The 13,242-nt window shown below is 34.9% G+C and carries 7 protein-coding genes; 1 reads left to right on the plus strand and 6 read right to left on the minus strand.

Annotated elements, in window-relative coordinates; translation table 11 throughout:
- Position 1: 1 nt before the first annotated feature.
- From NBX25_RS11715 to rimP, 6 genes are all read right to left on the minus strand, one after another.
- Positions 2-1,939, minus strand: a complete 1,938-nt coding sequence (locus NBX25_RS11715; RefSeq protein WP_250253727.1) for a putative porin — start codon at positions 1,937-1,939, stop codon at positions 2-4.
- 88 nt (positions 1,940-2,027) lie between these two features.
- Positions 2,028-3,419: a RagB/SusD family nutrient uptake outer membrane protein gene (locus NBX25_RS11720; RefSeq protein WP_250253728.1), complete on the minus strand. Its 1,392-nt coding sequence runs from the start codon at positions 3,417-3,419 to the stop codon at positions 2,028-2,030.
- An 18-nt stretch (positions 3,420-3,437) separates the two neighbouring features.
- Positions 3,438-6,362 (minus strand): SusC/RagA family TonB-linked outer membrane protein, encoded by a 2,925-nt coding sequence (locus NBX25_RS11725; RefSeq protein ID WP_250253729.1) that lies wholly within the window; start codon positions 6,360-6,362, stop codon positions 3,438-3,440.
- Positions 6,363-6,957: 595 nt separating this feature from the next.
- The gene (gene infB / locus NBX25_RS11730) at positions 6,958-9,912 is read right to left on the minus strand and encodes a translation initiation factor IF-2 (protein ID WP_250253730.1); all 2,955 of its coding nucleotides are present in this window, start codon (positions 9,910-9,912) and stop codon (positions 6,958-6,960) included.
- 78 nt (positions 9,913-9,990) lie between these two features.
- Complete coding sequence (gene nusA / locus NBX25_RS11735; RefSeq protein ID WP_123909237.1) at positions 9,991-11,226, minus strand: transcription termination factor NusA; 1,236 nt, start codon at positions 11,224-11,226, stop codon at positions 9,991-9,993.
- 17 nt (positions 11,227-11,243) lie between these two features.
- On the minus strand, positions 11,244-11,711 hold the full coding sequence (gene rimP, locus NBX25_RS11740) for a ribosome assembly cofactor RimP (protein WP_250253731.1): 468 nt from the start codon (positions 11,709-11,711) through the stop codon (positions 11,244-11,246).
- A gap of 217 nt (positions 11,712-11,928) precedes the next feature.
- On the opposite strand from rimP, the gene NBX25_RS11745 reads away from it, so the two are divergent.
- Complete coding sequence (locus NBX25_RS11745; RefSeq protein ID WP_123858744.1) at positions 11,929-13,242, plus strand: UDP-glucose dehydrogenase family protein; 1,314 nt, start codon at positions 11,929-11,931, stop codon at positions 13,240-13,242.

Here is a 13,242-nt window from a genome sequence, read left to right on the forward strand (position 1 = left end):
TTTAGTTGAACAAATACCATACGATTCCGATATTCAGTCTGAAATCATACACCGGATAATGTGGAAATGCGTAAGCTTTGTTATTAGAAATAAAGGTACCTACCTGTTGTCCCTCTATAAAGAAGAACATTTTTTTCACCTTCATATTAATATATAGATCGGCAATAGGTTGTCCACCAATAGCGAATGAATCGTTGCCTGGAAGAACATATTCATTAAGAACAGGGAAATATTCTCTGGAATTAAATTTAGAGAAATAATATACTTTAAGTCCTGCCTGAATTTCTGCAGCCTTTTTAAATGCTTGTGTCTGATAGAAGAAGTTTGCTCTCCCTACAAAACTTGGCATTGGAAGCAAGTTCTTATTCGTTAGCGCATTTTGGAAATGCAGTCTTGTATTCAAATGGAATTTACCATAGCTGAATGTAGCATCCCCCCCAATTTGAGAAATATTCAATGAGTTCTCACTCTGCTTAGGAGCTCCATTGTTATCAAAGTAGGTATAATTATCAATTCTAAAGTAGTTGGCAAAAAGTTCTGTTTTAAACCATTTCAGATTAATACTTCCTCCAAGCTCCATTATAGATTGATTCTTCGCATTTTCAAGATAATAATTGAAGTTATTATAAACTGAAGTATTCAGTAAATAGTTGAATGATGGATAAGCACTCTGGAAGTTCACTTTTGCATTCACAAAATAATCTTTTATAGGCTCAAACTTCAGATTGTTTGTCGTTCTCAGATAGCTTTTAAACTGACTTCCGTTTGAAAACTCAAGGAATGAATTAAGCTGAACTTTATCCCAAAGTTTTACCTGTAGGTTTCCTACCGCTCCAATTCTGTTTTCCTTAAGCTCACCCGGAAAAGGTACTCCATCAAGAGAGACAACATCTCTTATTCCAAACTTAATCATCTGATATCGAACCCCAGCATCTAACTTGAACTTTTCATTATTAAAAACCAGGCTCAAAGTATTACTCAGATTACTGGAATATTTTTTTGTTGTCAAAGGAAATCCATTAATTAAATCAGCAGCAGTTTCATACCAATAGCTTTCCAAGGCTCCCTGATTATAATAATATTTATTTCCCTGATGAAAAATCGTATGCCTGATGCTGAATGGAAATTTTTCAGCATTGAACGGAGTAAACTGATGGCTTAGATAATATCTTCTGTAGGCAAACTGCGAACTCGTTGACGCCAGATTAACCTGAGCATTCTGTCTGTTCTTATAATTGCTGTCTCCACTTTGAAACAAGTTATCTTCGGTAATTCCCCCACTTTCCTGGTTGTTAACATTCTGATGAAGGTAGTGCGCAAATAGTTCATAGTTTCCACTTTTTGAAACATAATGTCCGGAGAAAATGGTATTGTTGTTAGCCGCCAATGAATTTCTGTAAAGTCCCTGTGAACGAAGCCCCATATATTCAATGGAAAAATTGAATCTTTTTCCAATATTTTGGGTATAGGTAGAATTTAGTGCGGCTCCATTTCTCATTGCATTATGATAGATAAATGTTGCCGTAGGTGTTTTCACATCGTAATACTTCACATCATTTGCACCTAAAATCATATACGATTTATTGGAAGGCAATAAAGATAAATTCTGTTCTGCGTTCACCTCAAAGACTAATGGATTAAATCCTGATCCGATATTCGCAGGCTGTATTCTTCCAAAGTTATCGTTATTGTTATATTGTGAGAAAATGTACGTTTTATTGAACGTCATAACCGTATCAAAAACTTTCTTTTCCGAAAACTGAGTCTGGTATTGATAATCGTTGATCGTTGGTTTAAAAATTTTTAAGGAATCTTTCTTCCCGGAGTCTATGACCAGAGTATCTTCCGGCTGTTTAGGCTTTTTGGCATCTTCTGTTTTAACAACCTGTGCACTGGCAGCGAAGCCGAAGAAAGTGATTATGAAAAGGATATACTTCATTATTCATTATTGTACAGCAAAAATAAGAAATAATAGTAAATAAAAACCCCTGCGTAGAGCAGGGGTTTTTTATGAGGCCTAATTTCTATTAATTATCATAACCTGGGTTAGAAACAATTAAAGTTCCTGCAACATTCGTTTCCGATTGAGGAATAGGGAATGTTAATTTTTTATCTGGTATAGTTTTATTCAATGATGGATCAGCAGTACCAGCATTATTATAGTATGGAATAACATTACCCCATCTTAATAAATCCCAATACCTAAATCCTTCTCCAACTAATTCTTTAATTCTTTCAGTTTTAACATTAGCTAATGTTACAGCTGCTACAGGCACAGATGTTCTTTGTAAAAGAATTTTATTATAGTAATCTAATGCCGTAGCTGGAGAACCTCCATTTAATTCAGCTTCAGCTCCATTTAATAAAATCTCTTCAAATCTAATAAGCTTAATATTACCAGCACCAGTTACATCTGGATACTTTCCATTTAAATACCTACTTGTCAACAACTTAGATCTTTCATCATTAACATATAAACTTACTGTACTAGGTAGAACTCTTATATTTGCATAACCGCTACTATTAACAAGGTTTGGATAACTATCAAATGATAATGCAGAAGAAGTTCCTACAGCAAGTTCAAAAATACTATTTGCATTATTATTTGTACTAAACGATTTTACTAAATCTCCTTTAGCTATAACCGAGTATTGCCCTGAATCAATAATATCTGCTGCATAAGATCTTACTTTAGCATAATCACCTTTGTACAAATAATATCTTGTCATTAAAGCTTTAACAGACATAGGATTTAAATAATTTGCTGAACTATTATTAAAATCATTATCATTCATATAGGTTATTGCTGATGCAAAATCACTTTCAATCTGAGCTTCAGTTTCGGCAATTGATGCTCTACCCATCTTTGCACTAGGATTGTAAGTTAATGGTAAAACTACACCTAATGTACCTCCAGAATACTTTTGTCCATATAATCTTAGCAAATCAAAAAATGCTTGAGCTCTTATAGCATATGCCTGACCTTTAATATACCTTGTTCTTTCTTTAATTTCTTCAGCATCTGTACTTTCACCATATGTCAATCCACTATCTGCAGTTGCAATAATCACATTTGCATTGGCAACAACTTGATAAATATCTCGCCAGGTAGTCGTTACATCACCATCTAAAGACGTAAAAGAATAGGTTCCCCATGCAACATTACGTCCTGAAGCTTGGGTAGTATAAGCTTCATCAGTATGAACTTCACCATATGCAATAAAATTTCGACCATAATAATTTACTGACCTCATTCTTGCATAAGTCCCATTTATAAAAGACGTTAATTCTTCAAGACTACTTATTTTTGAAGCCTGTTTTTCCTGATAAAATGTCGTCTCTACAAAATCGTCACTACAAGAGTTTGTAAGAAATATTAGAGAAATTGCTAATATACTTGTTGAAAATATTTTTTTCATTTTTCTTATTTTAATAAACTAGAATGATAAGTTAACACCTAAACTATACGTTTTCAAAGCAGGTAGATCAAGATTAGATGTACCACCTAATGCCGTTGATGTACCTCCCAGCTGAAGATCCGGATCATATTGTAAGTTTTTATCATATAAATATGTCCATATGTTATTTCCTAAAACATAAACTTCAACATTATTCAATCCTGTTCCTCTTAACATATCACCTTTAAAATTATATGATACTTTAAGAGTTCTTAATCTTAGATAATCTCCTTTATATAGAAACCTACTAGATGCAGCATTCGCTCTTGTAGTACCCGTTCCTCTATTTCCTCCTTCTATAGGTTTTGGATTTAAAGCATTAGGATTATTAGGAGTCCAATAATCAAGCTGAGCTCCATAACCAGGATAATTAAGGGTATATTGCCCATCACTGAATAGATAGTTAGCCCAAGAGTCATATATTTTATTCCCAAATCCAAAACTCATTTGAGCATCTATTGCAAACCCTTTATATGATAATTGTGTATTAGCTCCACCAAAATATTTAGGCATTCTATTACCTTGTACAGCTCTTTGAGCTTGGTTATAGTCTGATGTTGTTGCACCATCAACGCCATTTACATACCAAAGAGGATTTCCATTTGAAGGATCAACTCCTGCCCATTTTCTCATGTAGAAAGAATTTACAGCTTCACCTACTCTTAAGATATTAGTTCCGTTAATCACATCAGATCCACCATAAATACTGGTGATTTCATTTTGATTAATTGTTCCATTAACACCAAGTTTCCAGCTGAATCCATCAGGATTATTGAAAATATTAGCATTTATGGTTAGTTCAAAACCTTTGTTTACCATGTCTCCAACATTTTCTATCCTAGAGTTTGAAACTGTACCTCCACCTGGAGATGTTTCAGACAACCCTCCTTGAGAAGGAGAAAGAGGTACAAAAGTTGCTAAATCTTTAGTTTTCTTATGATAATAAGCCGCACTAACCATAAGCCTATTATTCCATAAGCCTACATCTAATCCAACATTAAATGGATTTACCTTTTCCCAGCTTAAGTTTGGATTATCTACATTTATGATTGTAGCTCCAGCTTCATCATTATAATTAGCTGTATATCTGTATAATGTATATGGAATCATATAATTTGGTAATTGATTACCTACTTGACCATAAGATGCAATAAACTTCATTTGTGAGATCACCTTAGAATCGCTAATTCCATTTAATTTAGCTAAATCAACACCTGCTCCTACAGACCAAAATGTTCCATCTTTTTGACCTGGCCAAAAATTAGATAAGTTATCTCTTCTAACAGACGCATCTAATAATAAGAACTTATCATAATCATAGTGTGCAGTAGCAGCATAACCTGCTCTAGAATTTTTATATCTATTCCCTATTGTTGTTATAGGTGTAACAAAGCTATCTAATGTTTTTAAGAATGTTGCTCCAACTGTTTGTGCACCACCACCAATTGTTCTTTGCTGGCTTGAATAAGCTTCCTGAATCAAACTTGCACTAAAATTATGCTTATCACCAAAAGTTTTATTGTATGATAAAATATTCTGCACATTGAAATTAAAATACCTTGTTGCATATGAATATAATCTTCCTTTGTAACTATAACCATCACCGTGTAGAGGAGTATTATATGAATCTTCTTCAATATTGATATATTCTGGAGCGAATACAAATCTATAAGTTAAATTATCTAGGATTTTATATTCAGCCTGAAGATTAGCAAATGCTCTAGCCGTTTTAGCTTTTTGGTAGTTTGTTTTTTGTAAAAATGCTGAATTAAATAATCCATTAGACAGGCTACCCTCACTTCCTAAATTATAGCTCCCATCCGCATTAAATACTGGATCAGTAGGCCAGTTAAATAAATAAGCCACCAAAGGATTTGAGAATGTCCCTCCCGTATTTAATGTACTAATTTCAGAGTAAGACAATTGAATATCAGTAGATAAAGTTAATTTATCTGTAGCTTTATATTCTATACGGTTACTATTAGTAACTCTTTTAAAATAAGAATTCTTAATAATACTATTTTGATCATAATATCCTAATGAGGAAAAATATGACATCTTATCACTACCTCCAGAAATAGATCCATTAAAAGTCTGGAAATATCCTCCTTTACTTTGAATTGCATTAAACCAATCAGAATTATGATCTTGTGAGTATAAATACTGATAAGTCCCTCCAAACTTCCCTTGTAAAGCCAAATCTGGCACCATAGCTGCTGTTAAACCTGGATTTGCAGCAATTCTTGATGGATTATTTGCAAGCTGGACAGCCATAAGACCTTTCCATTCTTCAGTACTCAAACCTTTAGGCATTTTTATAGCCGTGCTAGCTACACCCTGTTCAAAAGATAAATTAAATCTAGCCTTACCTTTACCTCCTTTCTTTGTTGTAATGATAACAACACCTGCTCCAGCATCAGCACCATAAATAGCTGTAGAAACCGCGTCCTTCAACACCGTAACACTCTCAAAATCAGAACTATTTAAGTTTGCTAAAATATTTGCAGTTGTGGAGTTTTGAGTTAAATCTCCTTGATTAATTCTAACACCATCTAAAATAATAATTGGATTATTATTTCCATTTATAGAACTTACACCTCTTACTCTAATGGAAGCAAAACCACCAGGCTGACCTGAAGCAGCACCAGTCTGAACACCTGCTATACTTCCCGCTAGAGCCCTTTCAATAGATGCTGAAGAAGAGCTTTGAGCTATACTTTTACCAGATACAGTACCTACAGCTCCCGTAAGTTCTTTCACTGTTTTTTTCTGGCCAAATCCAACCATTACAACTTCCTCTATCTGAGTTGTATTAGCCGTATCTTTCTTTGCTTTTTGTGCATAAGCAACCTGCCCCAAGAAGAACAATGCTCCAGCACTTAATACACGTAGTTTAACATTCATATTAACAAATTTTAATATATTTTAGAGGCAAATATGTTAATAAATATTAACACTAGCAAATTTTATATGCACAGATAGATCAATTTCATTCACAATACATCAAAAACAACCCCCACAAAACAGAAAGATTCGTAATATTTTCCCATATTTGTTTATGAAAATAAAAAATAACCGTTTTAAAATGGTATTTAACAATTAATAATTCGGTGTAAAAAAAATTATTTATAATCAATCTAAATTATAAAAGTGCTAATTTTCAGTTAAATAGGTGTTTAAAAGTAAAAAAAATCAATCAGTTTTGACAGGATATAAAGTTTTATACATTTCTTTACAATCCCATCATTTACCCATATTCTACCTAAAAAGATCTAGCAGACAACCCATTGCACATCTAATCCTTTGGTCATTAATAAAAAAAATAATTTTAACATCAATACATTAGTTTTCAATTCAAACCTAAACTAAAATAAACATTTGAAAAAATTACACTGAAAGGAAATCGGTAAGTTTAGAAAAAAGAGGTTTAAACAAAGTGAATGCAAACAAAAATAAGCCGTCTCAATGAGACGGCTTATTTTATATATGTATCTGAATATTATTTCAGCTTTTTCTTAACAGCTACTTCTTCGTAAACTTCAAGAATATCTCCGATTTCAATATCGTTATACCCTTTCAAATTCAGACCACATTCATAACCTTTTGTTACTTCTTTCACATCATCTTTGAAACGCTTCAAGCTTTCAAGCTCTCCATCAAATTTCACAATACCATCTCTTAACAAACGTACTTTCGACTGTCTTGTAACTTTTCCGGTAAGAACCATACAACCTGCAATGGAACCAACTTTAGAAATCTTGAATACCTCACGGATCTCAACGTTACCAATTACCTGCTCCTGAATTTCCGGAGAAAGCATTCCCTCCATCGCTTCTTTTACTTCGTCGATTGCTTTATAGATTACAGAATATGTTCTGATCTCAATTTCCTCACGGTCTGCAAGTTCTTTTGCATTAGCACCCGCTCTTACATTAAATCCAATGATAATAGCATCTGATGCTGCCGCTAAGTTGATATCTGATTCTGTAATCTGTCCTACACCTGAGTGAAGAATTTTTACACTGATTTCCTCTGTCGACAATCTTTGTAACTGGTCAGAAAGTGCTTCCACAGAACCATCCACGTCACCTTTAAGGATAATATTCAATTCTTTGAATTCTCCTAAAGCTATACGTCTACCCAATTCTTCAAGTGTTGTATGTTTTTTCGTTCTGATAGAAAGCTCTCTTTGAAGTTGCTCTCTCTTGTTAGCGATAGCTTTACCTTCACTTTCGTCGGCATATACTCGGAATTTATCACCAGCTGTAGGCGCTCCATCTAAACCTAAGATTGTTGCAGGGATTGAAGGACCTGCTTCCGCAAGATTTTTCCCTCTTTCATCAAGCAAAGCTTTTACTTTACCATGATTTTTACCTGCTACTACGTAGTCACCCACTCTTAAAGTTCCGGTTTGTACCAACATTGTAGCAACATAACCTCTACCTTTATCAAGAGATGCTTCGATAACAACTCCATTAGCTGAACGATCAGGATTAGCCTTCAATTCAAGCATTTCAGCCTGTAATAAAACTTTCTCCAATAGCACGTCCACATTATTACCAAACTTAGCAGAGATTTCCTGCGCCTGAACATTTCCACCCCATTCTTCCACTAAAACCGGAGGGTTTAAACCTGAAAGTTGTTGACGGATGTTATCAGGATTTGCATTTGGCTTATCAACTTTGTTGATTGCAATAATCATTGGCACTTGTGCAGCCTGAGCGTGAGCAATTGCCTCTTTTGTTTGTGGCATTACATCATCATCAGCAGCAATTACAATAATTGCAATATCCGTGATCTGAGCACCTCTGGCTCTCATCGCTGTAAATGCCTCGTGACCTGGTGTATCTAAGAATGTAATTCTTTGACCGTTTTCCAATTTCACATTATAAGCACCGATGTGCTGGGTAATACCTCCAGACTCCCCTGCAATTACATTAGTTTTTCTAACATAATCCAGTAATGAAGTTTTACCATGGTCAACGTGTCCCATTACAGTAACCACTGGTGCTCTTGAAACCAAGCTCTCTTCAGTATCAACTTCATCTTCTGCATCTGCATCTTCAAGATCAGCATCAGAGAACTCAATTTTATAACCGAATTCATCAGCTACTAATAATAAGGTATCAGCTTCCAATCTTTGGTTCATGGTCACCATTACCCCAAGTGAGAAACACGCAGAGATTACTTCAGTTGGAGAAACGTTCATTAAGCTCGCTAATTCTCCTACCGTAATAAATTCTGTTACTTTCAGCGTTCTGTCTTGTGCTTCAAGCTCCTGCTGACGTTCATCCTGTTCTCTTCGGTAAGTTCTCTTATCTTTTCTGTGTTTTGCAGATTTAGACTTACCGCCTTTGTTGGTAAGTTTTTCCAAGGTTTCTTTGATCTGGTTCTTAACTTGTTCGTCAGTTAATTCAACTGGCATAACTCTTTGACCAGGTCTGTTGTTTTGACCTCCTTTCTTAAATCCACCACCTTGGCCACCTGGACGGTTTCCACCCTGGTTATTTCCGAAACGGTTTCCACCTTGACCACCTTGACCTTGTGGACGATTACCTTGACCACCTTGTCCTTGACGGTTTCCTCCTTGGCCACCACCATTGTTATTATTGTGCGGACGGTTTCCTCCTTGGCCACCTTGGTTATTATTTCCAGAGTTTTGATTGTTTCCTCCTTGGCCTTGATTATTCTGGCCGCCAGGTTTTTCAATTCTCTTTCTTTTCTTTTTTGCTCCAGCTCCTGGCTTTGGTGCAAACTGAGTTAAGTCAATTTTTTCACCTACGATCTTAGGACCGTCCAGTTTCTGATAAACAGTTTCAATTTTTTGAGGTTCCTGAGACTCAGGTTCAGCTTCCACTTTTGGAGCTTCTATTTTTTTCTCTTCTACCACTGGTTTTGGAGTTTCTTTTACAGGTTCAACCGGTTTTTCTTCTTCTTTTTTCTCCTCCATTTTTGGCTTGTCTTTTTTTACAGGTCTATTTCTAGATTCTATCTGAGACAAATCAATTTTATCCAAAACTTTAAATTCCTGCTTTTCAGGAGCTGCTTTTACTTCCGGTTCTTCTTTCACGATTTCTTCTTTCTTTTCTTCCACCGGTGTCGCTACAGGAGCTGCAGGGGTTTCTTCAACTTCAGGTTTCGCAGGTTCTAAATCTATCTTACCTAAAATCTTAGTTTCTGGTTTGTTTGCTTTAGCTCTTATCACTTCAGGGGTTTTCTTCTCATCAATTTCCAGTTTCTCTTCCGGAACTTTAGTGATCACCACCTCATGGGAAGCTTTTCTTTGTTCGCCATCTTTAGCAAACTCAGCTTCCAATGCAGAATATGCCGATTCTTCCAATTGAGCGTTAGGATTGCCTTCAACTTCGAAACCCTTTGATTGTAAAAACTCTACTAATCTGGACATCGAAATATTGAATTCCTTAACCGCTTTATTTAATCTAATTTTTGGCATCTATATTATTTACTGTTTTTTAATTTTTAAAATTAAAGTATTTCCTTTTTACTGTTTTATTAAGATTCATTTTAAATCTTAATCTTCAAATTCTTCTCTCAGAATACGTTTAACCTCTTCAATTGTTTCTTCTTCAAGGTCAACCATATTTAAAAGACTCTCAGTTTCTTTATCCAATACTGATTTTGCAGTTGTAAGTCCTACTTTCTTAAACTCATCCAAAATCCACTGCTCGATATCGTCATTAAATTCTCTCAATTCAACATCGTCATCCTCGCTGGACTCTCTGTAAACATCAATTTCATATCCTGACAACCAAGAAGCCAGTCTAATATTCTGTCCTTGTTTTCCAATTACTTTAGAAATCTCTTCAACAGGAGTATATACTAATGCATAGTTTTGCTCCTCATTAATGTCAATTTTATTGACCGTCACATTTCCTAAAGCTCTCTTCACCAAAATTTCAGGGTTTTTAGACCACTGAATAACATCGATGTTTTCATTTCTCAACTCTCTTACAACTCCATGAATTCTGGATCCTTTAACACCCACACAAGCTCCTACAGGATCAATTCTGTCATCATAAGCATCTACTGCAATTTTCGCCTTTTCACCAGGAATTCTCACTACCTTTTTCAGCATGATCGTTCCATCCTGGATCTCAGGAATTTCCAGTTCTAATAACTTCTCTAGGAATTTAGGTGCAGTTCTGGAAATAATAATCTGTGGTTTAGAACCTTTAAAATCTACTGTCTCAACAATAGCTCTGATATTCTCACCCTTTTTAAAGAAATCGGATGGGATCTGGTTTTCTTTTGGTAAAATGAATTCATTTCCTTCATCATCCAACAAGATTACATGTTTGTGACGGATGTGGTGGATTTCTCCTACAACGATTTCACCAATTTTATCTCTAAACTGTTCGTACAGCATTGCATTATTATGCTCCTGTAGTTTTGTAGCCAGAATTTGCTTTAAGGTAAGAATATTTCTTCTTCCCAACTGTGCAACAGGAATTTCCATTGTAAAGTCTTCCCCTACTTCGAAGGTAGGGTCAATCTTCTTCGCTTCAGAAATTTCAATTTCCAAATCATCATCTTCAGACATTTCGTCCTCTACAATTGTTTTATTTAAAAATATCTGAAAATCTCCTTTATCCGGGTTTACAATCACATCAAAGTGGTCATCTGAATCGAATCTTTTTCTCAAAAGTGTCTTCAGTGAATCCTCAATAATTGCCATAAGATCAATCTTACTGATCCCTTTTTCGTCTTTAAAATCACCAAAGGATTCAATCAACGCTATATTATCCATCTATTTTTTTTTCTTTTTTAAAATTTAATTACTACTAATGCCTTTTTGATCTCAGTGTAAGGAATTTCTTTTTCCTCTTCCACATCCACCTTTCCTTTCCCGATATCCTTCGGTTTACGGTAACGTAAAACAAGAGTGATTTTCTCTTCGTCTACTTTTGACAACTCTCCTTCAATTTTAGAAGAATCCTCCAGCATCACCTCAATCTCTCTTCCTATGTTTTTATTGAACTGTCTTGGTGTTACTAATGGCTCGCTTAATCCCGCAGACATTACCTGAAGGCTGAAATCATTTTCTTCACGATCCATATTGAATTCTATTGCACGGCTTGCATCAAGGCAGTCCTGCAAAGAGACTCCATTATCACCATCTAAAATCACTGTAATATCATCCCCTGCAGAAATTTTAAGATCAATAAGGAAAAGATCTTTTCTGGTCTCAAGGAATTCATTTAATAATTCTTCAATTCTTTTTTTAAACTCCATACATTCTTTTATCTTGATTTACAGTACGAAAAAAGGCTTTCTTGCGAAGCCTTCCCATTTTTTCCGTAAATCCATTGCAAATATACGCTTTTTTTCTAAAAATGCAAAATTATCTTATTATCAAGCAAATAGAACGAAATTCATTTACATTAAATTAAAGAAGCAGATGAAGGTATTTTTATTATTTTTGTCTTTGAATTTTAAAAACAAAAACATTTTGAATATAACGATTGTAGGAACAGGCTACGTAGGATTAGTTACAGGAACTACTCTTGCAGAACTTGGCAATTCAGTATACTGTGTTGATATTGATGAAAAAAAAGTAGAAGGTATGAAAAACGGCATCGTTCCCATCTATGAGCCGAACCTTGAAGAGATGTTTCTTAGAAATATCCAATCTGAAAGATTATTTTTCACGACCAACTTAAAAGAAGCTTTAGATAAAAGTGAAGTCATTTATCTGGCATTACCTACTCCTCCCGGAGAAGATGGTTCAGCTGATCTTTCTTATGTATTGAAGGTAGCAAATGATATTGGAGAACAAATGACCGAGTATAAAGTTGTTGTTAATAAAAGCACTGTCCCTGTAGGCACTGCAGACAGAGTAAGAGAAACCATATCGTCTAAAACGAACATTCCTTTTGATGTTGTTTCCAATCCTGAATTTTTAAGAGAAGGGTTTGCTGTTGAAGATTCCATGAATCCTGCAAGAGTAGTTGTAGGAGCAAGTTCTGAAAGAGCTAAAGATATTATGGCTAAAATTTATCAGCCATTTACCAATACGGGTATCCCAATTATTTTCATGGATGAGAAATCATCTGAACTTACAAAATATGCAGCCAATTCATTCCTGGCTGTAAAGATTACCTTTATGAATGAAATTGCAAACTACTGTGAAAAAGTAGGGGCTGATGTAGATAAGGTAAGATTAGGAATGGGTAGCGATGACAGAATTGGACACAGATTCCTGTTCCCTGGCATCGGATACGGCGGAAGCTGTTTCCCTAAAGACGTAAAAGCACTTATAAAATCAGGAAAACAAGAAGATTTCAACTTCCAGATTCTGGAAGCTACAGAAAACGTAAATACTTCCCAGAAGGTCATTCTTGTTTCAGAAATTGAAAAATACTTTGGTGGAAATATAGAAGGAAAAAAGATTGCTATGTGGGGGCTTGCTTTCAAAGCCAATACGGATGACATCAGAGAAGCTTCTTCTTTAGACAACATTGCTCTTTTATTAGAAAAAGGTGCAATAATTGTAGCCTATGATGCAGTTGCTGAAACGAATGTTCAAAAATTATTGGGAGACAAAATTCAATATGCTAAAGGAATGTATGATGCCTTGGAAGATGTAGATGCCTTATTTATTGCTACGGAATGGCCAGAGTTTAAGAATCCTAATTTTGACCTTATGGCTAAGAAAATGAAAAATAAGGTTATTTTTGACGGAAGGAATATGTATCCGCTTGAAATCCCACAGCAAAAAGGATTTTATTATAAAAGTATAGGCAGAAAAACAATTACAAAATAA

The sequence above is a fragment of the Chryseobacterium sp. Marseille-Q3244 genome (genome assembly GCF_940807095.1).
In the GTDB taxonomy this organism is placed as follows: domain Bacteria; phylum Bacteroidota; class Bacteroidia; order Flavobacteriales; family Weeksellaceae; genus Chryseobacterium.

Coding starts and splice junctions, on each gene's coding strand:
- NBX25_RS11715 (WP_250253727.1), bottom strand. CDS start 1,939: ATGAAGTATATCCTTTTCATAATCACTTTCTTCGGCTTCGCTGCCAGT.
- NBX25_RS11720 (WP_250253728.1), bottom strand. CDS start 3,419: ATGAAAAAAATATTTTCAACAAGTATATTAGCAATTTCTCTAATATTT.
- NBX25_RS11725 (WP_250253729.1), bottom strand. CDS start 6,362: ATGAATGTTAAACTACGTGTATTAAGTGCTGGAGCATTGTTCTTCTTG.
- infB (WP_250253730.1), bottom strand. CDS start 9,912: ATGCCAAAAATTAGATTAAATAAAGCGGTTAAGGAATTCAATATTTCG.
- nusA (WP_123909237.1), bottom strand. CDS start 11,226: ATGGATAATATAGCGTTGATTGAATCCTTTGGTGATTTTAAAGACGAA.
- rimP (WP_250253731.1), bottom strand. CDS start 11,711: ATGGAGTTTAAAAAAAGAATTGAAGAATTATTAAATGAATTCCTTGAG.